Raw genomic sequence first — 23472 nt, forward strand, 5'->3', positions numbered from 1 at the left:
CTGGCGACCACTCTGGAAGTCGCGGTTGCGCCGATTGTTGAAGAAGTGGGCGATGAGGCTGGCGCTGCTTCGACAGCCGCTCCTGATCCGGATTCGACCTCGGGCAATGATCGCTAGCCCGATTTCGCGGACAAGTGACTCTGGCAGCCCGGCTTTCCTGAGGCCCTCGATATACCGATCGCGGTCATCCGCTCGACGGAACGGCGGCAGCACGTCGGCGAGGTTCGAAAGCCGGAGGGTGGGATTGAGGACGCGCAGGTGGGCGACCATTTCCTGTGCTTTCCCTAGTCGTCCCGCAAGGGCATGACTGGCCGCAATGACGCGCATCGCGCTCGCGTAGTTGGGCTGGGAGAGCAAGGACATTCTTGCCCACGAGACCGCGCTGTCGTAGCGGCCGCCGCAGAAATGTGCCAGCGCAGTGCAAAACTGCCATGCGAACAGACGCGGGTCCAACGGGCTGAGACGCATGGCAAGCGCTGCGTGCTCGACGGCCTCATCCGGTTCGCCCAGACAGGCCTTCGCCCAACTGCTGTAGCCCCACGCCACAGCCAGATTCGCGTTGAGGACAAGGGCCCGGTCGATACAGGCAGCACAGTCCTCGAGCTCTCCACCAATGTAGCCCAGCACATATCCACCGAACGACAGCGCGATCGCGTCATCCCGCCCGAGCTCGACTGCCTTCCTGGCCAGTCGCATGGCTTCGGTAACCTCTTTTGCGCGATCGACCATCCAGCCGTTGCTCTTTCGGGTGACATAACATCGTGCAGCCCTCGCATAGGCTATGGCGAACTCCGGGTCATGAGCGATCGCCTGCATGAAAAGCTGTAAAGCCTCGTCTATGGCCGCCCTGCTGGTGGCCGTTCGGTCAAAGACCGCCAGACCGCGGAGATAATAGTCATAGGCGTCGAGGCTCTCGGTCGGCTTGCTCTTGGCACGCTCGATCTCCGCCTCCTCCACCTTCGGCGTAATGGCGCCAACGATGCTCGATGCGACCTGGTCCTGCAGATCGAAGACATCGGCCAGCGGTCCGTCAAAACGATCCGCCCATAGATTAGCGCCTGTCGAGGCGTCGATCAGTTGCGCACTGATACGCAGACGCTCACCAGCCCGGCGCACGCTTCCTTCGACGACAACTCACGTCCAACCTGCTTCGTGTCGACGGCCCGCCCCTTGTAAGTGAAGCTCGAATTTCGGGCGATGACGAACAGGTGGCGGAAGCGAGCGAGGGCGGTGACGATATCTTCCACGATGCCGTCGGCAAAATATTCCTGCTCGGCATCGCCGCTCAAATTCTGAAATGGCAGCACCGCGACCGACGGGCGGTCGTCTTGTTTCATCGGAGCCGGGATTGCCACCTGCTGCGACGTGATCTCGGAGACCGGAGCGTTAAGATGTTCGGCTTCTTCGCGCAATCGCAGAGCAGCGGCTAGGGAGTTGGTCTGCCCTTCCGGTTCCACGCCGAGCTGCTTTCTCAAGGCAGTCCGGCACAGCTCGAACTGGCGCAAGGCCAGGTTCTCGTGCCCCCGGCGAGCGTGGATGCGTATCAACGCCCGATGGGCGGCTTCCGCGGCAGGGTCTGAAGCGAGCAGCCTCTCCGCGAGCCTCTCGCAAGCTGCCTCTTCCGCCGAGCCGGGTACAGCCTGTGCAAGACTGAGTTGCTCCACCAGTTGCAACGCCTTGCGCTGGTAGCTGCTTTGATATGGCCCAAACCACTCGTCCAGCCCATCCGGGATGGCCTCGCCCGCAAGCAATTCACCGCGATAGAGATCCGCAGCAATGGCAAGATCGGCGGCCTGGCTGGCCTCAAGCTTCAGATCGAAGAGCGAGACGTCCGCATGATCCGGAGCGACGACGAGCGCGACGGTCTCCTGATCTCCCTCGATGCGGATGTCGGCGCTGCCGTCGTTCGGAAAGGAACGCCTTATGTCGACAAGTGCCTGCCGCAAGCTGTTGCGCGCCTGAAGATTGTCGCGGCCCGGCCACAACGCTTCGGAGATCTGCTCCCGCCGCAGGCCGCGACGGCCGGCCAGAACCAGGGCTGCCAAAAGCAGCGCAGCCTTGCGGGTGGCGAAGCGCACGGCCTGGCCCCCTGGGGATATGACTTCAATGCCGCCGAACAACCGGATGCGCACCATCGTCGCCAGAGTTCGACCTGAGCTGCAAAATAGCAAGTCCGCCGTCCGATTTAGCGGAGATTTAGCGGCAAATCGCCTGGTTTTTCCGTCTTGTTAGCGGGCAGCCCAACAGCGGCCAAGCGCCATGGTGGGAAGCTCGGGAGGTGATCCAGAAAGCGGAGACGAACAATGGCTGAGACAACGCACCTCGATGATCGCGCGCCGAAAAAGCGCGCTCTATTGTCCGCATTTACCGGCATGGCAACGACGATCGCGGCTGTCAGAAGGTGGCAGCGCGCAACGGCTACACGCAGCGCATTGGCCGGTTTGACTGCCGACCAGTTGCGGGACGTCGGCCTTCCTCAGCCTTCTCGGCCCGAGCTGGTTGTCAAAGCCGGCCTTGTCACCAACCTGATCTCAATGCGTTAGCGGAAAAGATCCGACGCCTAGCGTCAAGGGCGCTCGGTCTCGAACTTTCACTTAGGGTTACGTCACGACGATACTCGGCTGACTGAAAAGTCCGCTGTTGACGATCTGAGGCCAGAAGCTGCCAGTCAGCTTTCGGCCATTTCAGTCGTCCCGATTACAGGCAGGGGCGTGAAATCGGCTTTGCATTGTGGGGCAGGGAAGGACTCGTTCTCCCAAATCACGACCTCACGGGACAACTGGCTAATTTTGCTTTCTATCGACCCGTCGCGCGCCCAGTTTGACGGCGAACAGAAATGCTTAAGTCACGCATTTTCAAAGCGATTTTAGTTTGAGCGCGACACGGCGTGATCCAGCACGCCTGACGGGTATCGAGCGGGTTCGTTGTGCATCAAACCACCATGACCAGATACATGTTATTTATCAATCGCTTGTGATCCGCTTCTGGAAAGGTGGTGCCGTTGACTGGGGCAGGCCGACAAAACCGACCAGAGCTTCAACGCCATCATCCATCTTGCCGCCGCCGTCATAAACTCGCGATGAATCTCAACAGGCCTTAATCGGGCGGCGCCACTAGCTGCGGTTTATCTTGGAAAGCGCGATAGGTTCCTAACGTTGGGGATATCACCATTCTGACGCGGCGGGCTATCAAGGGTCAGCCTACTGATGACCAGCACCAACCGCAGTTTGATCGAAATTGCGCACTGGGCAATAATGCGGTTCGTTTGTGCCGTATCGATGTGGGATCGATGCGGTCTGATACGCGGGTGTCCGGGGAGGTGTCCCTATGACGACGGCGATTGCCGACCAGATTTTCCGTTTCGGCGGGTTCACCCTGGACCTGTCGATGGGGACGCTGCGCGGCGTCAACGAGCCGCTGTTCCTGCGCCCGAAAGCCTATGCGCTGCTTTCGCACCTTGCCCGCAACATGGGCCGCGTGGTTCCGAAAGCAGAGCTGATGGACGTCGTCTGGCCAAGCGTCTACGTCACCGAGGATTCGCTCACCCAGTCGGTGCGTGAAATCCGCAAGGTGCTGGGCGATGACATGGTGCGCACCGTTTCCAAGCGCGGCTATATGCTTGCCGCAGAGGCGCAGACCGCGCCCGAGATCGGCGCGCAGCCGGTGGTGGCCGTTGTGCGCTTCCGCAACGAAAGCGGCGATCCGGCCGACGAGGCTATGGTCGATGGCTTTGCCGAGGACCTCATCAACGGCGTCGCGCGCTTCGGCACGGTTACCGTGCTTGCGCGGAACTCCAGCTTTTCCTTCGCTTCTTTCGGCCGTTCCGAATGGTCGCAAATCCGCGCCCGCATCGGCGCAGATTATCTGGTGGAAGGGTCGCTGCGCCGCCAGGGCGAGCATGTCGTCGTGGCCGTCAGCCTCGTCGACATCGCCACCGCCCGCCAACTCTGGGGCGACCGGTTCCAGTCGCAGGGCGATGGCTTGTTCGCCATCGAGCGCGAAATCGTCGAGCAGATTGTCAGCCGCCTGGTCACGCGCGTCACCAATGCCGGTCTCGAACAGGCCTCGCGCAAGCCGGTGACCAGCCTTGCGGCCTATGAGCTTCTATTGCGCGGTTTTGCGATGTTGCGCGATCCGGCCCAGACCGACCAACGCAGCGCCGAAATCCTGTTCGAGGCGGCGATCGCCAAGGATCCAGGCTACGGCCTTGCCTACACCTATCTCGCTCTGGTGCGGGCCTTGGATGGAGAGTTCGGCCGCGCCAGCGATGCGGTGCTGCAAAATGCGCGCGATCTCGCCGACAAGGGCATGGCCCTATCTCCGGACCAGCCGACCGGGCATCGGGTGCAATCACTGATACGGCTCTATATGCGCGAGCATGAAGCCGCCGAGCAGCACATGCGCATCGCGCTGCAGCTCAACCCCTATGATGCCGATAGCATCGAGCAAATGGGCATGCTGCTCACCATGCGCGGCCGGCCGCTCGAGGCGCTGACCTGGCTGGCGCGCGGCATTCGCATCGATCCCCTGCACCCGCATTGGTACCAGTTCGATCGCGCGCTGGCGCTCTACATGATGGGGGAATACCGGCAAGCGGCGGATGCCTTGGAACTAGCAACGCGCCCGGCGCCCTGGATCCGCACCAGGCTGGCTGCCTGCTATGCCCAGCTGGGCGAGATGGAGAAGGCGCGGCGGCAGATCGCCCTGATCGAGGAGGGCGATCCGTTTTCGCCGATCGACTATGCACTGCGCGGCGTGCCGTTCGAGAACAAGGCGGATGCGGAGCATCTCGCCGAAGGCGTCAGACTTGCCCTCGGCGAGATCGAGCCGGGTCAATCGACGACCACGACGATGTAGCGGCCCTGATAGGCCCGGTAATAGGTGCCGCCGCAACGCCAGACGTCGAAGCCGTTGACCTTGGTGCGCACGCAGCCTGCAGGCAGCGTGGCGACCCAGGCCGTGGTGTGGCGCAGCACGCGCCATGCGGTGGTGCGGCGGGCAACGCCGGCGGCGCTGCGCGGTGTCCACGGCGCACCGACACGGGCCTGCGCCTCGCCGACCAGCGCGAGTGCTGGCACGGCGGCGCCGACGGTCTCGAGGGCGCTGAATGTTATGGCCAGAACGGCAGCGAGCGAGCGGATTTTCCTTAGGGAATTCATAGACATTTTCGTTTCTCCAGATGTTGAAAGTCTAGTGGGAGGATGAAGCGGCAAGCCGGGCCGAGCCCGCCAATGCCGCCAGGTGTGCAACCACGAACAGGAAGTGCGCCGTGGTTGTCGCATAGCCGACGGTCAGCATGTCGGCGGCGATGAAGAACTGCCAGAACGCGAGGTTTGCGGTCCCAAGCAGCAGGTGCATGGCAGCCAGGAAGGCATGCCATGTGCGGGAGTAGGCGATGCGCCAGAGCGTCACGCCGATGATCAGGGCCAGGCCGTGCGCCTCGATGAAGCCGATGCCGGTGCCCGGCGCATTGCCAAGCAGGACGGCTTCAGCACCGGTGCCGAAGAACGAGCCGGCAATGTCGGTGGCGAGCCCGCCGACTGATGCCAGGATCAGAAAGCCGGCGTTGAAGCGCACGAGAATCTTTCCAAAGAAGGGGTCCATGGTCGATTTCCTTTCGGTTGAGTGGGGTCGCCACGGCGGCGTTTCCGCCGTGGCTTGTCAGGATGCGTTGCGGCTCAGGCGGCAATGGCCTGCGGCTCGGCAGACACCTCAATGGCTTCCGCCGGTTGCCGGGTTTGAGCCGGGGCCTTGATGCGGAACCAGGCGACGTAGAGCGTCGGCAGGAAGATCAGCGTCAGCGCGGTCGCCACCATCAGGCCGCCCATCACCGCATAGGCCATCGGCCCCCAGAACACGGTCGGCGCGATCGGGATCATGCCGAGGATGGCGGCGGCCGCAGTGAGCAGGATGGGCCGTAACCGGTGCGTGGTGGCGCTGATCACCGCCGCCCACGGCTCCTCGCCGGCGGCGATGTGCTGGTCGATCTGCGCGATCAGGATGACCGAGTTGCGGATCACCATGCCGATCAGCGACATCACGCCCAGGATCGCGACGAAGCCCATCGGGGCGCCCGACATCAGCAGCGCACCAGCGACGCCGATCAGGGCCAGCGGGGCGGTGAGCAGCACCAGCACCAGGCGCTGGAAGCTCATCAGCTGCACCATCAGCACCGTCGTCATGATGAACAGCATCAGCGGGAAGACCACGAAGATGCTGGCCTGCGCCTTGGCGCTGTCCTCGATCACGCCGCCCTGTTCGACGCTGTAGCGCGCCGGCAGCTCCGCCTTGAAGGCAGCGATTGCGCCGCCAAGCTTCTTGGTGACGGAGGCGGCGTCAGTGCCCGGCACGATGTCGGCCTGGACCGTCACCGTCGGCAGCCGGCCGCGGCGCCAGATCAGCGGTGGCTCGGTCCGGTAGCTCAGAACAGCCACCTGATCGAGCGGCACGCGGCGGCCGCCGGAGGCGCTGATCGTCAGCGTGCGCAGCGTGTCGATGTCGGCGCGTTCCGACTGGACGGCGCGGGCGACGATGTCGACGAGATAGGTGTCGTCGCGCATCTGCGTGATCTTCGAGCCCGACAGCACCGCGTTGATGGTCTCCGACAGCTGCTGCGAAGAGATGCCCAGCGCCCGCGCCCGATCCTGGTCGACTTCGACTTTGATGACCTTGGCCGGTTCATTCCAGTCGTAGTTGATGTTGCGCACGGCGGCATCGCTACCCAGCACCTGCGCAAACTGCTGCGCCAGGCTGCGTGTCTGGTCCGCATCCGGACCGCTGACGCGGAATTTTAGCGGCCAGCCGACCGGGGGGCCAAGCTCCAGCGGCATGACGCGGGCCATCACATTGTCGAAGCCGTCGGACAGCTCCTTCTCCAGCCGGTCGATCACCGCCTGGCGCACGGCGTGGCCCTTGGTGACCACCACGGCCTGGGCAAAGAAGTCGTTCGAAAGCTGGGCATCGAGCGGCAGATAAAAGCGCACCGCGCCCTGGCCGACATAGAAGCTCCAATGGTCGATATCAGGATCGGCCGCGAGCAGTTTTTCGACACGCGCAACCACTTCATCCGTCGCCTTGATCGACGCCGTCTGCGGCAAAGTGAGGTCGACCATGACTTCCGGCCGGTCGGACTTCGGGAAGAACTCGTGGCCAACAAAGCCCATCGCCACGACCGAGAGTGCGAACAGCCCAGCCGTTGCCGACAGCACCAGCCACTTCGCCCGCATCGCCGCTTCGAGCAGCGGCTGGAAGCTGCGCGCAATGCGCGAAGGCTGGTGGCTGTCATGGCCCATGATGCGATCCGGCAGCAGCGCCACGCCGGTGAGCGGCGTGAACAGCACCGCCACGATCCACGAGACGACCAGCGCGATGGCGACGACCGCAAACAGCGAAAAGCAGTATTCGCCGGCACCACTCTTGGCGAAGGCGACCGGCACGAAGCCGGCGATCGTCACCAGCGTTCCCGTCAGCATCGGGAAGGCGGTCGAGGTGTAGGCATAGGTCGCGGCCGAAATCTTGTCGTAGCCTTCCTCCATGCGTGAGATCATCATCTCGACAGCGATCATGGCGTCGTCGACCAGCAGGCCGAGCGCGATGATCAGCGCGCCGAGCGAGATGCGCTGCAGCGAGATGCCGAAATAGGCCATGGTGACGAAAGTGATGGCGAGCACCAGCGGGATGGCGACGGCGACCACGATGCCGGGACGCCAGCCCAGCGCCAGGAACGAGACCGCGAGCACGATGGCGACGGCCTCGCCGAGGCTTTTGGTGAACTCGCCGACGGATTCCTCAACCACTTGCGACTGGTCGGCGACCAGGCCAACTTCGACGCCGAGCGGCAGCTCGGCCGACATCTCATGCATTTTCTCCTTGACGTTTTCGCCCAGCGCCAGCGCGTCGCCGCCGGCGGTCATCGAGACCGCGATGCCAAGCGCCGGCTTGCCGTTGAAGCGGAACATCGGGTGCGGCGGATCCGAGTAGGCACGCTTGACCTCGGCGACGTCGCCCAGCCGGAAATAGTGGCCATTGGCATAGAAGTTGATGGCCTTCAGGCTCTCCTCGGAGGTGAAGCTGCCCGACACCCGGATGGCGATGCGCTCGGGACCGGCGTCGACCGTTCCGCTCGGCGCCAGCGCATTCTGCGCCTGCAGCGCCTGCGTCAGCGCGCCGACATCGAGGCCGAAGGCTGCAACTTTCTGCGTCGAGAATTCGAGATAGATCTTCTCGTCCTGCTGGCCGATCAGCTCGACCTTGGCGACGTCGGGCACGGTCAACAGACCGGCGCGCAGGCTGGTGCCGAGATCTTTCAGCTCGCGATGGCTGATGCCGTCGGCGGTGAGCGCATAGATCAGCGAATAGGTATCGCCGAACTCGTCATTGTAGAACGGACCCTGGACGCCGGACGGCATCATCGGCTTGATGTCGTCGAGCTTCTTGCGCACCTGGTACCAGAGCGGCTGCACCTCGTCGGCGGCGACCGTGTCCTTCAGGTTGACGAAGACCACGGACTCGCCAGGCTTGGTGTAGCTCTTGACGTAATCGAGCTTGGGAAGCTCCTCGAGCTTCTTCTCGATGCGGTCGGTGATCTGCTTGACCGTGTCGCTGGTCGGGGCGCCGGGCCACATCGTCTTCACCACCATGGTCTTGATGGTGAAGGGCGGGTCTTCCTCGCGGCCGAGGCCGCTATAGGCGAAGAGGCCGGCAAGGGCGGCTGCCACCATCAGATAGATGACGAAACTCTTGTGGCGCAGCGCCCATTCGGAAAGGTTGAAGCTGGTCATGATGCAACTCCTGTTTCTAGGCGCGCGCTTTCCCGCGCGGCCGGGCTGCGCCGGCTGACGTTTCGGGTTTCGTATTTTTGGTCAGCGCCGGCCGTTTCGGCCGGCGCTAGCAATCAGGCCAGGCTGTGCATGGTGCCCGTGATACGATAGGGCGCGCGCTCGGCGAGCCTCGGCTTGATCGCCAGTCCGGCGAGATAGCGCTGGAAGGCCGCCGCCTCCTGGACGGGCGAGGCCAGCGCGACATGGCCGTCCGGTCTCACCAGATAGGCGCCGTCGCGCTGCAGGCCGGCGGCTTCCGCAATGTCCGACCAGGCGAAGACATGGACGGGAATACCGGTCGAGGCGAGCATCGCCCGAAATTCCCCATTGACCTCGCCATAGACATGCACCTGCCAGTCGAGCGAGCGCAGCGGTTCGAAATTGTCGCCGTTCGCCGCCGGGACATAAGGCAGGCGGTCGCCGCCCTCGATCGTGCCGGCCTTGCCGCTGCTGATCGCGCTTTCGCGGTATTGAATGCGGGTCTGTGAAATCAGTCCGAAAAACCTGCGCGATCCAAATGTCGTCCCGAGGCCCAAGCGCAGGATCTTCGGCATCAGATAGCGGCGGAACAGGCCGACCAGCCGCGAGCCGCTGGTGGCGACCCGAAACGCCTGGTCGGTGCTGTGGATCAGCCTGCGGGCAAAGGCAATGCGCTCCGGCTCGTAGCTGTCGAGCAGGCGCGGATCGGCACGGCCCTGCACCACGGCGGCGAGTTTCCAGGCGAGGTTGACCGCATCGCCCATGCCGGTGTTCATGCCCTGGCCGCCGGCCGGACTGTGGATGTGTCCCGCATCGCCGGCGAGGAAGACGCGGCCGACGCGGAAGCGGTCGGCGACGCGGTGGTGGACACGGTAGGTCGAGAACCAGTTGACCTTGTCGATCGTCACGCCGGTGTCGCGCTCGATGTCGGCGCGGATCGCCTCGAAGGTGATCTCCTCGTCGGCCTCATGCGCCTTCGGCACGATGCCGATCAGGCGGAGCGAGCCTGACTGCCGCACCGGCATGACGATCGCAAACCCATAGGCGCTGATGACGGTGTCCATGCCGTTGCGGGTGACGTCGCCGCGCCCATCGACATCGGCGACGTAGAAGGCCTGTTCGTAAGTGCCGCCGGGAAAGCCGATGCCGAGCCCATGGCGCACCGCGCTGCGGGCGCCGTCACAGCCCGCGAGATAGGCGGCGCTGACCGTTTCATCCGCGCCGTTCTTGCGCAAGGTGGCGATGACCGAATTGCCCTTGTCCTCGAAGCCAACAAGCTCGGTGTTGCGCTCGACCTGGACGCCGGCGCGCTCCAGATGCACGATCAGGATGCGCTCGTGGATGTCCTGCGGCAGCGCGAAGGCGAACGGGTAAGGGCTGATGCCGCGGCCGAAATCGGCCAGCGGCAATTTTGCGGCAACGCCGGCTGGCGTGTGCACGGTAAGCTGTTCGATCTTCACGCCTGCGGCGATCATGTCATCGACGATGCCGATCTGGCGATGGAATTCCAGCGTGCGGGCCTGGACGGCGAGCGCGCGCGAGGTCTCGCCGGGGCCGGCATCCTTGTCGACGAGGCGGACCGGAATGCCGAGACGGGTAAGCCAAAGCGCAAGCGTCAGGCCGGTGGGGCCGGCGCCGGCAATGAGGACCTTTGTTTGAGCCGTGCTCATTTTGCTTCTCCCTGGAGAGTGCGGACTTTCTCATGCTCGCGCAAGCGGTTGACGCCGGCGGTGACGACGATGTCGCCTTCGTATAGGCCGCCGCTGACGACGACGCGATCGGTCTCGTAGCGGGCAATCACGACGCTCTTCAGCTCGACGGCCGATGAGGCGCTCACCACCCACACCGCCGGCTCGCCATCCTTGTCGAACAGCGCGCTTCCCGGCAGCACCACGACCGGCGTACCGGCCTCGTTTACGCGGCCGGCAACGCTGGAGCCGAAGCGCATTTCATCAGGTGGATTTTGCAGCGCGACCTTGACCTGAAAAGTGCGGGTCGCGGCATCGGCCACCGGCGATATTTCGCGCACGATGCCGGTGGTCGAAATCGCCGGTTTGCTGAGCAGCGAGACCGTGATCTCCGGCGGCTGTCCGGACCTGTGTTCATCGGAGAACACCGCCTCAGCGATCGAGAACACGGCGTCGCGAGCCTGCGGATCGGCAATGCGCGTCACCATCTGTCCGACATTGACGAGCTGGCCTTCCTCGGCGCCGGTCGCCGTCACCACGCCGTCGAAATCGGCATGCAGTTCGGTATAGGCGAGCTGATCCTTGGCCATCTCGTGGCCGATCCTGGCAGAGTCCAGCTTGGCCTGCGCCGAGCGCAAATTCTTCAAAGTCGCATCGTAATTGGCGCGCGTCGCATAGCCTTTGCGCAGCAGCGCGCCGATGCGGCTCTCGCCGGCGCTGGCCTCGACCAGCACCGCCTGTGCGGCCGCGACATCGGCCTCGGCGCTGCGCAGGCGGTTGCGGCAATCCTGGTCGTCGATACGGGCGAGGATGTCACCCTTGCGGACGCTCTGGCCGACCGACACAAAGCGCTTCACCAGCTTGCCGGAGATGCGAAAGCCGAGATCGCTTTCGCGACGCGGGCGGATCTCGCCGATGGCGATGCGCTCATTGGCCTGTGGTGCCGGCTTGACCCTCACGGCCTTGACCAGCTTCGCTTCGGGCGCCTCCGGCTTTGCGTTGGCGGCCTCGCCCTGGCCGGCGTGCCAGGTGACGGCGCCAGCGCAGGCCAGGGCCGCGACCGATACGCCAAGCAGGCCACGCTTCAATCTGTTACGAGGTACGGCAGTCATTTCGTCTCCTGTCCATGTTGCAGCCAGCGCCAGGACGGCGCGGCAGCCGGCAATGATCCTGGCTGGAGAAGGGCGCGTCCTGCCTGAAACGTTCGGTCGGTCGGCTCGTTTCACCAGCACGTTCTCAATCGGTTTTTTGGTCGCCGAAATCCCGATCGGTTTCTGAAAATTTTCTGATGTTATAGCGAAAAGCAGTTCGCTTCATTCCGGGGCAGTATTTGCCAACTTAGCGCTGTTTCGCACGTCGGACGTTTAGCTCAGCTTTGCCGCTGCCTGAAGGCGAGCCAGGCGGCAGCCCGTCGGCCCGATTGCTTTCCAAGGTTCATTTCCGTTGTCCTTCTTGTCGTGCCCGGCGCTGTTTCAGGCGGACCGAGTGAGGCTCCGTGCGCCGCAGGTGCGGGGATTGAGGTCGGATGTCTGGAGCGGCCGAGGCCGGTGTTCGCCAGAGGGCGCCGGTGCTGCGGTCTGGTCGTCGCGACCGGTCTGAGCTTGCGCCGGCGTCGCGAGCGGCCCGAGATCGACGCCAAGCTGGGCAATGCCCTGGATCAGGCAGGTAGCGGCGGTGGCAACGATCAGCCAACGGCTCCAACGCATGAAATGCGTGTCGCTGATGGCATCGAGGGCGCGCCGAGAGAGCTGCGTTCCGATGGCCGCCAGCGTGATCGCCAGGGCCACCGCCGTGGGCGCCAGGACGTCGGTTCCGGCCACGAGCAGTTGACCGAAATAGACGACCTTGAGGAAGTGCCCGAGCGCCTGGATGGCTGCCTTGGTCGCCACTGTCTGTCGCTGGTCGAGACCCGAGCGGACGAAGAAGACGTCGAGGACCGGCCCGGAAACCCCGGCGGTGAGCTGCAGCGCTGTGCAGAGGAAGCCGCAGCAGACACCGTGGACGCTCTTGCGGATGTCGGGCGCAATGGTGCGCGGCACGCACAGCCCCGCAAAGGAGAGCAGCGCCAGCGTGATCAGCGCGCCCGGCTTGCTCGGCACCAGTTCGACTGCCGCAAGCAGCAACGCGGCAGTGAGCGCGCCTCCGGCATAGCAGGCTGCGATGCGCCACCGGATCGCGCTCCACCAGAGCCATGCCCGCCAGCTGTTGGCGGTGAGCTGGGTGATGCCGTGCAACACCATCGCCACCGTCAATGGCATGATCGCCATCAGCACTGCGATGAGGATCATGCCGCCGGCCATGCCGAAGGTGCCAGAAATGAACGATGTTGCGAGCACGGCGGCGGCAAGCTCGGCGGCAAAGATGAGGGTGATCATGGCGACCTCGCAGGGTCCTCAAGCGGTTTGGAATTGGTCTGATTAGCGGCCCTCGCGCACGGCGAGGGCGATCTCGCTACGCACCAGGCCCATGTCGGTCAGCATGTGATCGTCGAGTTCCCGAAGCGCGCGCATTGCCTTGCGCGCTCGCATCTCGTGACGAATTGCTCCGAGGCTGCACCCTATCGACTGCGCGAGCCGGTGCAGCGGAGCGTGCCTTGCGGTGGTGGTCCGAACGATCTGGGTCATGTCCTTTCTCCTTTGGTATCGGCGCCGCCGTCAGAACGAGCGCGGGGGTTGCGCGTGCCGCCGGCACGACGCCCATTGGCCGCCGCCGCGGCCGGTTCATCAGGGGTTTTGCACTGCATCTGGCTTCGAGTTATCTCGACCTCGGTGCAATGTTTGTATTGCGACTATGGAAATCGCATGCTAATTGTCTCGGTGCAATAGAAACATTGCTCTCGGTGCAATTATGTCGGTAAACGAATATCTGAAGCTTGCGGACGACGTCGCCCTGGACATTGCGGAAGGCCGTCTGAAAGCGGGCGAACGGCTGCCACCGCAGCGCAGCTTCGCCTATCAGCGCGGCATCGCCGCATCGACCGCGAGCCGCGTTTATAACGAGTTGCTGAAGCGCGGCCTCGTCGTCGGAGAGGTTGGTCGCGGTACCTACGTCTCGGGGCAATCGCGCCGCGGCGCCGCGGCGACCACTGATCCTGGCGACGCCCGTGTCGACCTGGAGTTCAATTTCCCCATCCTGCCGGGGCAATCGCAGCTGATGGCGAAGAGCCTCGCCGGACTTTCCGATGCCGACACCTTGCAGATGGCACTGGGGCCGGCGGCCAGCGGCGGCACGCCGGCGGCGCGTGAGCTCAGTGCCCGTTTCCTCACGCGAGGCGGCTGGTCGCCGCGCGCCGATGGGCTCGCCTTCACCGGCGGCGGTCGCCAGGCAATTGCCACGGCGATCGCCACCCTGGTTCCGACCGGCGCGCGCTGCGGCGTCGAGGCGGTGACCTATCCGCTGGTCAAAGGCATTGCGGCGCGGCTCGGCGTCATCCTGGTGCCGCTGGCCATGGATGAGCACGGGGTGCGCCCGGATGCCGTCGAGAAGGCGGATCGCGAGGGGCGGCTGTCGGCGCTTTACGTGCAGCCGGTCCTGCACAACCCGCTCGGCGTCACCATGCCAGCCACCCGGCGGGAAGAGCTGGCCCGCCTCGCCGAGACCCTGGACCTCGTCATAATCGAGGATGCGATCTACGGCTTCCTCGCCGACGAGGCGCCACTGGCGGCGCTGGCGCCCGACCATGGCGTGGTGCTGGACAGCCTGTCGAAGCGCGTCGCGCCGGGGCTGACGCTGGGCTTCGTCAGCGCGCCGCCGCGACTCAGGGAAAGCGTCATGGCTTCGATACGCTCGGGCGGCTGGGGCGCCGGTGGTTTCGCCTTCAACGCCGCGCAGCGGCTGATCGCCGATGGCGTTGTCAGCGAGCTGGTCGCAGCCAAGCGCGAGGATGCCAAGCGCCGCCAGCGTCTCGCCGCCGACTGCCTGTCAGGCTTCGAGATGCACGCCGACCCGCGCGCCTATCATCTGTGGCTCAGCCTGCCGGAACACTGGCGCTCACAGGCCTTCGTCGCCGTCGCCGCGCGCCGCGGCATCGCGATCACACCGTCCAGTGCCTTCGCTGTGACTCCGGGACACGCACCGAACGCCGTGCGGCTGGCGCTTGCCGCGCCGCCGATTGAGCGGCTCGAGGAGGCCCTGCGCACGCTGGCCGGCATATTGCATGCGAGCGAGCAGGATTTTGCTTTCGTGGAATAGGTAGAACCTAGGCAGTGGGCCCGCTTTGGATCGGGCCGCAACTCGGATCTCGCAATTTGAACGTCCGCTATCGCCTCTTGGGCGTCAGAAAGCTGCAGGTCCGCATACGGCCCCATTTCAGTCATCCCGATCGCAGCACGGCTGTCCGGGGAAAGAGAGGTGTGAATCGAAATGCCGCATGCGCATGCCCCGTGAGACGGGTTTTTTCCGTCTACCTTCTGGTTGTCGAGACTCAGAAAGGGACGGGGCATGCGCTTTACGCCTAGCATTCTTGGTAAGCTGGTTGAACCGATCAATCGGCGGCGGTTTCAGACGATTGTGGATAGTCACGACGGGGATGCCTACGACAAGTCGTTCAAGAGCTGGGACCATCTGATGGTGCTGATCTATGCGCAGTTGAGCGGCGCTGAAGGCCTGCGGAGCCTGGAAGTTGGCTGGAACGCCAACAGCCAGCACCATTATCACCTGGGCAGTGACCGGCTGAGCCGCTCGACCTTGTCGGATGCCAACCGGCGCCGACCCATCGGCGTATTTGCCGAGACCTTCGCCCTCATCGCCAACCAACTCGACCGGCACATGCGCCGCGAAGGCACGGCCATGTTGCGGCTGATCGATTCCACGCCCATCCCGCTCGGCAAGGCCTGTGGCTGGGCCAAGTCGAACGGCCGCATCCGCGGCATGAAGCTGCATGTCGTCTATGATCCCAACAGCGACTGCCCGCGCGTCCTCGACATCACCGACGCCAACGTCAACGATGCCCAGATCGGCCGCACGATCAGCATCGAGAAGGGCGCCACCTACGTGTTCGACAAGGGCTATTGCCATTACGGCTGGTGGACGGCGATCGCCACGGCCAAAGCCTTCTTTGTCACCCGGCCCAAATCCAACATGGGCCTCAAAGTGCTGCGCAACCGCCCCATCAAGGCCACGCAAGGCGATGGCTTCACCATTCTCGACGATGCCGAGGTCAGCCTTGTCAGCAAGAGCCAGTGCAAGCTGCCGATCCGGCTGCGCCGCCTCGTCGTCGAGCGTCAGGATGGTGAGGCCATCATCCTTCTGACCAACGACCTCAAGCGCTCCGCCGTCGAGATCGCCAACCTCTACAAGGGCCGCTGGCAGATCGAGCTCCTGTTCCGCTGGATCAAGCAGCACCTGAAGATCCGCAAGTTCCTCGGCAACAACGACAATGCCATCCGCCTGCAGCTCTTCGCAGCCATGATAGCCTACGCACTGCTGCGCATTGTCGCCCGCGCCTGCCGCATCGCCATGCCAATCCTCAGGTTCACCGATCTGGTGACCAGATGCCTCTTCGAGCGCCGCTACATCGCCGCCATCGACAAACCGCCGCCCGTCAACCCAAGTCAACCTAAGCCCAGGCCCTCTCCAAACCAGATAACCTTCACATATGAATGACTTTCCCCGGACAGCCGTGCGATCGCAGGCCAGTGCGGCCAGGCGCTTTCAGCGATCGGCTTCGCGCTGCATTGTGGGGCAGGGAATGGGGCGTGTCTGTCCTCGGACAACGTCCTCGCCGGACAACTGCCCAAATTTGCTTGCTATCATCCGTTGCCCGGAGGTTGGGCGGACCAAAATGAAGCTCTCAAATTCTGATTTCTCGTGGAAATCAGATCCAAGCGTGACCGGTCGTGATCTACAATCCCAGTGGGGTGTCGAGCGGGATCGTTGTGCATCAAAATACTTTGATCAGATTCGTCATATCTATCAAAAGCTTGCATGCCCATGCTGAAGAGGTGGGGCCGTTAACTGGGGCGTGTGTCGAGTGCCCACTGTGATCTTCCACGCTTGGGCATGATCGCATTTGCTCAGTACTCTGACGTCCCGATCAACCACGGATTCCGAACGCTTATCTATCTAGCCAGCGACCTCGGAACGACTGAACTGCCTCTCTACTACTCTGGCGGTGCCGCCTTTTCCCGCGGCAGTTCGCGTGTGGGTCTGCAGACGACGAGGATCGATTTGTCCCAGCGATCCAACTCGCCGCTCGGATAGAGGATTGCTTTGCCGATCTTGAGGAACGATGGCCCGATCCGCATGCAACGCCAGTTGCGAAGAGTCCCTTCGCTTACCTGTCTGCGATAGCGAGCGATGACTTCTTCAGGGGTGAGGTAGTTCGGATCAGGCATGGGCGTTACAGATAGCAGAGTTGTGCAACAGATTGTTGCACCCTCGACCCCGTCGGATAGAGACCTGAGGAGAATGCCGGCGCTGGAGGTCGTCACTTGCGGCCATTCATCGTATGGCCAGTGAACTGTCGCTTTCGATGCACAGCGGTCGTTCCTGGCAACGCGCGGCGTTCACGCGCTGGGGAGCAGCGGCCCCCGCCTTTCTTTGCACAGGGGTGTTCTATGGCTGCCCGAGAGGTTGAGCCTCCCCCGCTTCGCATTCCGGTAGTCGCACTGGTTTGGCGAGCTCTGCCAGCGCCTCGGGCTTGGCGCAAAGCGGGAAGCCGGCGAGAGGCATTGTCTCGATGAAACGACCGCGCTCTGTATTGCTCAATCTGAATTCATTGACCATGCCCTCGACGGTCAGGTTCGGATACCGTTTGAGGGTTTCCCTGGCCGAAGCATTCGCCTCATCGGTTCGGCCCAGTGCCGCCAGCGAGCTGCTACGCACCACCCAATCCCCTTTGCCGTAGTTATCGGGAGTCTTGCGCTCCAGCATCTTCACGGCGTCCTCATAGCGGCCAGCCATAAAATAGGCAGTGGAGTAGAAACTAGTTGCCCACATCGGGTAATTCGGATCGAGCCGTATAACTTGGTCGACCAACTGAGCGCCGCGTTCGGGTTCGTCGAAGCCTGCCGCATAGCCGGAATAGAATGTCAGGATTTCGGCCGAACCCGGAGCGAGGCGGATGGCCGTGTCCAGCTCGACCTTGGCGCGGGCGTTGTCGCCCTTGTCTTTGAGGCTCATGCCAAAAACCGCGTGCGCCTCGGCGTCGCTCGGATCGAGCCGCACCGCGCGTTCGGCTACATCGGCAGCCGCCTTGATCTCGCTCTCGGGATTGACACCGAAGCCAGCCAATATGTTGTGAGCATGATAAAGTTCCACCCAGGCGCGGGCGAACTCCGGATCCAGCTCGACAGCGCGGTTGAGCAGCCTGATGGCCTCCTGCTCATCCGCTACGGTAATCTTTTCAATCCTTTCGGTTCCGAGCAGATAGTAATCATAGACAGTCAAGTTGTCCGGCCGTTTACGCTTCGCTGCAGCCCGCCCCGCTCCCTGAATCAGCCCTACGCCGTTGCCGAGACGGTTGGTGACCTGCTCGGCGATCTCGGTTTGCACGGCGAATACGTCTTCAGCAGGCCGGTCCCATCGCTCCGACCACAGATGGTTGCCGGTTTTTGCATCGATCAACTGCGCGGTGATCCGCAGCCGACCGCCCTGGCGCTGGATCGAGCCTTCCAGCACATAGCCGACGTCGAGCGCACTTGCGACCTGGCGGACATCTACCGACTTGCCTTTGTACGCTTGCGTCGAATTGCGTGCCACGACGTCGAGTTCGGGAAACTGCGCGAGATCGGTGATGATGTCCTCGGTGAGGCCATCGGCCAGACGCCCGGTGGCCTCGTCGCCGCCAAAGTTGTTGAAGGGCAGCACTGCGACCGACGGCTTGGCACCCAGAGCAGCTGAATGAAAGAACCACCATGTCCCGCCGCCGCCCAGCAGAGCAAATAGCATGACGGCCGCCGCCGTCCCAACCCAGCGCGGCATCGCCTTATGCAAGGTCCAGCGCGGCCGCTTGCCATCGAGCCTTAGCCGGTACATCCGAACCGGACGGCTGATATTCTTTACTTGTTGCTCGCCAGCGAAATCGAGGGACCAATCAAGCTTGCCTTGCAGATGGTCAAAGGCTGTGCCCGACACGTTCACGCCGCCAGCATCAGCGAGTTGCTGCAATCGCGCGGCGACATTGACCCCATCGCCATAGACATCGCCGTCAACCAGCGCAACGTCGCCCAGATTGACCCCGATGCGGAACACGATGCGCTCAGGCTCGGGCAGACCTTCATTGCGCGCGGCCGCCGCGCTTTGGATTTCCGCTGCGCAGGCGACTGCGTCGACCACGCTGTCGAAGGCGACAAGCGCGCCATCGCCCATCAGCTTGATGAGGCGGCCATGGTGCTGGGAGATGGCGGGGTCGAACAGCTCGGCACGAACGGATTTCAACCGCTCAATGGTGCCGGCCTCATCGGCTTCCATCGCCCTTGAGTAGCCGACCATATCTGCCGCCAGGATCGCTAGCAGCTTCCGATTGAGAGGGGGAACCGCCATATGCGCCTCTTTATGACACAACCCTACACTCATAGAAGCGCCGGAGCCAGAACGCCCCGTTGGCCGCGCGGTGAATGACCGCTCGTCAGCCGTTCCTGACATTCGACCGGCTGCGGATGAACGTCTTCGACGGGTCAGGTCCAGTCGATGCACGTAGGGTGACTGAAGGTCCGCTTCTGACCTTCAGAACCTCGAAGCCGCAGGTCCGCCTTCGGCCCTGCCGGACCGGAATGCGCCTCATCTCGGCCGTATTGATCAGCTTTGCCGTTTCCTGAAAGCTGACGTTGTAGGCGACCGCGCCGGAGGTCGTGCTGGCGCCACTTGCTGAGGATGCGCCGGACGCAGCCAATGTCACGGGTGGACTCCGAAGCGGTCTATCGATTGCGGCGCAGGGAAACGGCAACTTGGAAGCCTTGTTGCGTCTCAGGTCCATAAAGCGTCAGAAGATGAAAGCGCGTGAGGGCCTGCATCTTTCTGATACCTGGCGAACAAGTTCCATTCCATCCTTTGACCTCGGACCGGCGATCGGCAAGAAGTTCCGAAGGGGTCGAGCAGGTGCCTTCTCCTTCCGCTAGTCTGCTCCGTCCTTTCTCGCCCGCTCGATGAATTTCCCGGCTACCGCTTTGCCGAGTGCGACACCGGCCTTGTTGTCCATCTCGTAGTGGATGCCGGCCCAGATACGAGAATCTCCGGCCTCTTTGCCCACCTTGCGGATGAAGTCAGCATGGCTGGGGAACAGGTACGCAAGGACCTCGCATCGGGCAGTCGAAAGAGTGGAATGGTTGGACGGATAGCTGGGAAAAGGCGGCACCGCGAACAGGGGAGTGATGCTCGGGTCAAGCATGTTCGGGCGCAAGTACCAATACGCGAACTTACCGTCGTTGCTTGCAATGAACGCATCGAAATGGACTGCTGCGAGCATCGCATAAGCCCGCGCGGCACGCGGCGGGTTCGAATCCGTCCTGTCCTCGAACATCCACTTGCTGGCATAGCCATACCAGTCGGTGAACAGGCCGGATGGGCTCTGCCAATAGAACGCTTTGTAGTTGCTAGGGAATTTTCGCTCAAATTGTCGGACAGCATCTGTCTCGGCCTTTACCGCCTCGGAATGGCAGTCGGGTGGGGCCGGTGGCCTGAATTCATCGGCTGATGCCAACACGATCGGTTTCCAGTTGGGCATGGTTGCATTGCCTGGTTTATCCCCGACCCACTTGCATGGCCCGGTCGGGACCTTGCCGGTCCAGACAGCGTCGGAGCCATCGGCTTTTGCCCGTGCAATCACCTGCTCTGCCACCCGTCGGCCCAATTCAAGCCCGGCGGAAGAGTCACTCGGGAACTGGACACCGGCAAGGACCCGCGATTGCGCCGCTTCTTCGGCCATTGCTTGGAACGACGACGCCTCGTCCGGGAAGAAATAGGAAAGAACCATCGCGGCGGCTCCAGCGGCTGCCGCGTGTTCAGATGGATAGGAGGGACTCCGAGGCGTAGGCAGCGCAGTCGGTAAGGTCGCATCCGCCTCGCTTGGGCGGGGGCGATTGTAGAAGTACTTCGATTCCCATGCCGCAATGGTGGCGTCGTAGATCGCCATCGTCAAATAGGTGTATATGCGGTGCGCATTGGGCGGGACCTTTTCGCCTGTAAGAAGGCGATTGTTGACTAGGTCGATCCATCGGTAACCGGGCGAGCCGGCATTCCAGAACGTGATCATCGCGGCGACCTGCGCATCGTTCTTTGCGATGATATCTCGGAGCTGCTCCAGCTCTGCTGTGGAAGTATCCGGTGGGGGCGGGACTCGGAAGTCCTTGCCCGACGTGATCACCCACGTCTTCCACGTTCCAGCCGTTGGCTCTATCAGATCCGATTGGGCGAAAGCGCAGTTCACTGATAAAAGGATCACAGCGCAGGCCTTGTATAAAGCGCTGAGCATGTTTGGCCTCCATGGTTGGTCCCCGGCCCAAAGACGGACGCTTTTCTGGCTTTACGGTTGCTCCGTCCTAATTTTAGCAATCGCTGATTATAGCGCCGGACGCTGCCGGGCAAAAGGATCAATTATGCGAATAGGGCAGCGTTGTTGGTGTCACATCGGAAGACCGCTGTCTTCCTGACTTGCGGCCCGATTGCCGCTGTGACAGCGGCATGAAAATCCCTCGCAAAGTCGATGTTTGACAACCGGCTTCTTCCGCAGGGCAACGTCAGCTTCCCTGCTTTTCGAGACGTTCCGGTTCGATTGCGGGAATGTCCGCGTTGGGTCAGATCAAGTCGATGCGCGCGACGAGCCTGAAGGTCTGCTTCAGGCCTTCCGAACCTCGAACCCGCCAATCCGCTTCCGGCCCAAGGCTGCCGAGCTGTAATGCGCCTCAGTCGGCCGTTGCGGTCCGCTTCGCCACCGCCAAGCTAGATCGCGGGATCGGTCGGCGCAGCGCGCTCGTCACGACGAACGGAACGAACTGCAGCTTTTCAGCCGGTGGGGATCTCTATGGTGATCGCGTGGAAAGGTGGCGTCGTGTCATGGGCCTGATTGGTCAAGCACAAATTGAGCTTTCGATTGCCTGGTAGTTGCCATCGCCCTCGATAGCGATCCGAGGGGCTCCGATTCTTGGCAAGACCGGGAACCAGCAGGAACACCGCAAGGTCACTATCCCGTCCGAGTTGTGGACACTTCAATTTCAAAGGCGTATTCTTCAAAGACGAAACCCAAGCAGAGTTTCGTCCAATGCTCCAAATGCTTGAGATGCCTCGCTGATTGCCTGACCTGTCCGGACATCCGGGTGGACAGTCGTTTCTTTGTGCGCCTGTCTGAGATCAGGCTACGGCCCAAATGCCAGGCTGCAGCCCGTTCCGGATCAACTGGGAGGGAAACAGCATGCCTCATCTTCAACGCAGAGAACTTATTCAAGGAAGCGCGGCTCTTGCCGCAATCGCCGCTCTCCATGCCTCGCGGGCTTACGCTTTTCCTGCTCGGCCCGGCGAGGAAGTCGTCAAATGGACCGATCAGCTGCCGCCGAACCCCGTGCCGGAGGTCATCAAGAATCAGATCGTCTGGGAGGACCTCGATTCATGGGTGACCCCCAACGACAAGTTCTTTTCAATCGCGCATTTCAACAGGCCGGTCATCGACGCAGCTACGTGGAAGCTCGAAATCGGCGGTCTGGTCAAAAAGCCGTTGGCCCTGACGCTCGCCGACATCAAGGTCCGGCCGCGCCAGGAAGTCACGTTCACGGTCGAATGTTCGGGCAATACCGGCCTCCCGTTTTTCAACGGCGGCATCGGCAATGCGCGCTGGGCGGGCACGCCGCTTGCACCGATCCTAGAGGAGGCCGGCGTTCTCGACAGCGGCATCGAGGTTGTCTTCTGGGCCGCCGACGAAGGCGAGATCAAGAAGGCCGATGACGTCACGTTCAAACAGAACTTCGCGCGCAGCATGTCGCTCGCAGACGCCATGGATGCAAAAAACATCCTTTGCTACGAGATGAACGGAACTACCCTGCCGCCCGATAACGGCTTCCCGGTGCGGCTGATAGCGCCCGGCTGGTACGGGGTCGCAAACGCGAAATGGCTCAAACGCATCGAGGTGCGCGACCAGCGCTTTGAGAACCGGTTCATGGGACGCGACTACGTCACGCTCCGCGAGGAAGACCATAACGGCGAGACCGTGTGGGTGGAAACCTCCGTCGGACGCGCGCGCCTCAAATCGGCGCCGGCCCGGGTGACCCATATCGGCAGCGATTACCGGATCGTCGGAGCTGCCTGGGGTGCACCGATCGACCGGGTCGAGGTGAAGATCGACGAAGGCCCGTGGATGCCGGCGACCATTGACGCCGCCGAAGAGGCTGAGTTCGCCTGGAAGATGTGGTCTTTGGACTGGCCCAAGCCGTCCACCGGGGAGCACACCGTCACCTCGCGCGCGATCGATAAGAGCGGCAACATTCAACCGGCAATGACCGATCCGTGGATTGCTAAAAAACACACCTATTGGGAGAGCAACGGACAGGTGACCCGCGGTATTCTGGTCAGTTGACGGCCTCGAGCGGAGCAGCCTTGAAAGCTGTGTGGGGACGGGATTGAGTGCGATCCCACTGCGCCGCGGGCATCGGTGCGGACGCGGAAATGATTGATAGGCCGATAGAGGTGGAATACGGAACGCTGCGCACGATTTTGCGCTCCAGGTGGCCATGGCGTCGTTGGCGGCATAGGGCGCAAGTGTAAAGTCGCTGCGGTCGCCGTCGCCCTTGCGAAGCATTTACTTGCAGTGTGCACTTCTGTCGTCGCCACAGGCCGTCCACCGTCCCGAGGTCCTACCAGTGTTAGGGCCCTTCGGCCCGGGCCAACTTGTTCGGCAGCGGACGTTTCAGCGTTAAAGACCCGATGCGGCCATCGAGCGGGACGGCATCAGATGTCTGAGGAGATCGAGGCGTCGAACATTGTGATCCAGCATGCCCGTGGGGTATCGAGCGGGATTGTTGTGCATCAACACACCGAGGACTGAATCATCAGATTTATCA

General features: G+C 62.8%; 16 protein-coding genes and 1 pseudogene. 6 read left to right on the forward strand and 11 right to left on the reverse strand.

From position 1 onward, the window contains the following. Positions 1 to 138: 138 nt before the first annotated feature. Positions 139 to 2132: pseudogene (locus tag AC04SH_RS12105) on the reverse strand (BTAD domain-containing putative transcriptional regulator); the annotation flags it as partial. Between the two features lie 171 nt (positions 2133 to 2303). Here AC04SH_RS12105 and AC04SH_RS12110 point away from each other — a divergent pair. Next, the gene (locus tag AC04SH_RS12110; protein ID WP_488575170.1) at positions 2304 to 2543 is read left to right on the forward strand and encodes a YjiS-like domain-containing protein; all 240 of its coding nucleotides are present in this window, start codon (positions 2304 to 2306) and stop codon (positions 2541 to 2543) included. 784 nt (positions 2544 to 3327) lie between these two features. After that, positions 3328 to 4857, forward strand: a complete 1530-nt coding sequence (locus AC04SH_RS12115) for a winged helix-turn-helix domain-containing tetratricopeptide repeat protein (RefSeq protein ID WP_488575171.1) — start codon at positions 3328 to 3330, stop codon at positions 4855 to 4857. Here AC04SH_RS12115 and AC04SH_RS12120 read toward each other — a convergent pair. The 7 genes from AC04SH_RS12120 to AC04SH_RS12150 form a co-directional block, all read right to left on the reverse strand. Next, positions 4833 to 5165: a hypothetical protein gene (locus AC04SH_RS12120; RefSeq protein WP_488575172.1), complete on the reverse strand. Its 333-nt coding sequence runs from the start codon at positions 5163 to 5165 to the stop codon at positions 4833 to 4835. The two genes, AC04SH_RS12115 and AC04SH_RS12120, sit on opposite strands and share 25 nt — an antisense overlap. A gap of 25 nt (positions 5166 to 5190) precedes the next feature. Next, entirely contained in the window at positions 5191 to 5604 is a 414-nt protein-coding gene (locus AC04SH_RS12125) for a hypothetical protein (RefSeq protein WP_488575173.1), read from the reverse strand. 74 nt (positions 5605 to 5678) lie between these two features. Next, the gene (locus tag AC04SH_RS12130; protein WP_488575174.1) at positions 5679 to 8780 is read right to left on the reverse strand and encodes an efflux RND transporter permease subunit; all 3102 of its coding nucleotides are present in this window, start codon (positions 8778 to 8780) and stop codon (positions 5679 to 5681) included. A 113-nt stretch (positions 8781 to 8893) separates the two neighbouring features. Then, complete coding sequence (locus AC04SH_RS12135) at positions 8894 to 10468, reverse strand: FAD-dependent monooxygenase (RefSeq protein WP_488575175.1); 1575 nt, start codon at positions 10466 to 10468, stop codon at positions 8894 to 8896. Continuing rightward, positions 10465 to 11598, reverse strand: a complete 1134-nt coding sequence (locus AC04SH_RS12140; RefSeq protein WP_488575176.1) for an efflux RND transporter periplasmic adaptor subunit — start codon at positions 11596 to 11598, stop codon at positions 10465 to 10467. The genes AC04SH_RS12135 and AC04SH_RS12140 overlap by 4 nt, the downstream gene beginning before the upstream one ends. A gap of 360 nt (positions 11599 to 11958) precedes the next feature. After that, positions 11959 to 12861: a TSUP family transporter gene (locus tag AC04SH_RS12145; protein WP_488575177.1), complete on the reverse strand. Its 903-nt coding sequence runs from the start codon at positions 12859 to 12861 to the stop codon at positions 11959 to 11961. 42 nt (positions 12862 to 12903) lie between these two features. Then, a complete protein-coding gene (locus AC04SH_RS12150) occupies positions 12904 to 13110 on the reverse strand; it encodes a DUF1127 domain-containing protein (RefSeq protein WP_192252803.1) in 207 nt (68 codons plus the stop codon). A gap of 223 nt (positions 13111 to 13333) precedes the next feature. Between AC04SH_RS12150 and AC04SH_RS12155 the strand changes: the two genes are divergently transcribed. After that, positions 13334 to 14677 carry an aminotransferase-like domain-containing protein gene (locus tag AC04SH_RS12155; RefSeq protein WP_488575178.1) on the forward strand — a complete coding sequence of 448 codons (1344 nt, stop codon included), beginning with the start codon at positions 13334 to 13336 and terminating at the stop codon, positions 14675 to 14677. Positions 14678 to 14926: 249 nt separating this feature from the next. Beyond that, positions 14927 to 16090 (forward strand): IS4 family transposase, encoded by a 1164-nt coding sequence (locus tag AC04SH_RS12160; RefSeq protein WP_488575179.1) that lies wholly within the window; start codon positions 14927 to 14929, stop codon positions 16088 to 16090. 497 nt (positions 16091 to 16587) lie between these two features. On the opposite strand, the gene AC04SH_RS12165 is transcribed toward AC04SH_RS12160, so the two are convergent. From AC04SH_RS12165 to AC04SH_RS12175, 3 genes are all read right to left on the reverse strand, one after another. Next, positions 16588 to 16821: a hypothetical protein gene (locus tag AC04SH_RS12165; RefSeq protein WP_488575180.1), complete on the reverse strand. Its 234-nt coding sequence runs from the start codon at positions 16819 to 16821 to the stop codon at positions 16588 to 16590. 220 nt (positions 16822 to 17041) lie between these two features. Beyond that, positions 17042 to 18970 (reverse strand): adenylate/guanylate cyclase domain-containing protein, encoded by a 1929-nt coding sequence (locus tag AC04SH_RS12170; protein WP_488575181.1) that lies wholly within the window; start codon positions 18968 to 18970, stop codon positions 17042 to 17044. Between the two features lie 571 nt (positions 18971 to 19541). Continuing rightward, positions 19542 to 20897, reverse strand: a complete 1356-nt coding sequence (locus tag AC04SH_RS12175) for a phosphatase PAP2 family protein (protein ID WP_488575182.1) — start codon at positions 20895 to 20897, stop codon at positions 19542 to 19544. Between the two features lie 317 nt (positions 20898 to 21214). Between AC04SH_RS12175 and AC04SH_RS12180 the strand changes: the two genes are divergently transcribed. Both AC04SH_RS12180 and AC04SH_RS12185 read left to right on the forward strand, forming a co-directional pair. Beyond that, positions 21215 to 21526 (forward strand): hypothetical protein, encoded by a 312-nt coding sequence (locus tag AC04SH_RS12180; protein ID WP_488575183.1) that lies wholly within the window; start codon positions 21215 to 21217, stop codon positions 21524 to 21526. 307 nt (positions 21527 to 21833) lie between these two features. Beyond that, positions 21834 to 22988, forward strand: a complete 1155-nt coding sequence (locus tag AC04SH_RS12185) for a sulfite oxidase (RefSeq protein WP_488575184.1) — start codon at positions 21834 to 21836, stop codon at positions 22986 to 22988. Positions 22989 to 23472: the final 484 nt, after the last annotated feature.

It is taken from the genome of Mesorhizobium sp. CNPSo 4688 (assembly GCF_057784295.1).

Bases quoted from the DNA above. Each gene is read 5' to 3' on its own strand.
- AC04SH_RS12110 (WP_488575170.1), top strand. From the start codon at position 2,304: ATGGCTGAGACAACGCACCTCGATGATCGCGCGCCGAAAAAGCGCGCT.
- AC04SH_RS12115 (WP_488575171.1), top strand. From the start codon at position 3,328: ATGACGACGGCGATTGCCGACCAGATTTTCCGTTTCGGCGGGTTCACC.
- AC04SH_RS12120 (WP_488575172.1), bottom strand. From the start codon at position 5,165: ATGTCTATGAATTCCCTAAGGAAAATCCGCTCGCTCGCTGCCGTTCTG.
- AC04SH_RS12125 (WP_488575173.1), bottom strand. From the start codon at position 5,604: ATGGACCCCTTCTTTGGAAAGATTCTCGTGCGCTTCAACGCCGGCTTT.
- AC04SH_RS12130 (WP_488575174.1), bottom strand. From the start codon at position 8,780: ATGACCAGCTTCAACCTTTCCGAATGGGCGCTGCGCCACAAGAGTTTC.
- AC04SH_RS12135 (WP_488575175.1), bottom strand. From the start codon at position 10,468: ATGAGCACGGCTCAAACAAAGGTCCTCATTGCCGGCGCCGGCCCCACC.
- AC04SH_RS12140 (WP_488575176.1), bottom strand. From the start codon at position 11,598: ATGACTGCCGTACCTCGTAACAGATTGAAGCGTGGCCTGCTTGGCGTA.
- AC04SH_RS12145 (WP_488575177.1), bottom strand. From the start codon at position 12,861: ATGATCACCCTCATCTTTGCCGCCGAGCTTGCCGCCGCCGTGCTCGCA.
- AC04SH_RS12150 (WP_192252803.1), bottom strand. From the start codon at position 13,110: ATGACCCAGATCGTTCGGACCACCACCGCAAGGCACGCTCCGCTGCAC.
- AC04SH_RS12155 (WP_488575178.1), top strand. From the start codon at position 13,334: ATGTCGGTAAACGAATATCTGAAGCTTGCGGACGACGTCGCCCTGGAC.
- AC04SH_RS12160 (WP_488575179.1), top strand. From the start codon at position 14,927: ATGCGCTTTACGCCTAGCATTCTTGGTAAGCTGGTTGAACCGATCAAT.
- AC04SH_RS12165 (WP_488575180.1), bottom strand. From the start codon at position 16,821: ATGCCTGATCCGAACTACCTCACCCCTGAAGAAGTCATCGCTCGCTAT.
- AC04SH_RS12170 (WP_488575181.1), bottom strand. From the start codon at position 18,970: ATGGCGGTTCCCCCTCTCAATCGGAAGCTGCTAGCGATCCTGGCGGCA.
- AC04SH_RS12175 (WP_488575182.1), bottom strand. From the start codon at position 20,897: ATGCTCAGCGCTTTATACAAGGCCTGCGCTGTGATCCTTTTATCAGTG.
- AC04SH_RS12185 (WP_488575184.1), top strand. From the start codon at position 21,834: ATGCCTCATCTTCAACGCAGAGAACTTATTCAAGGAAGCGCGGCTCTT.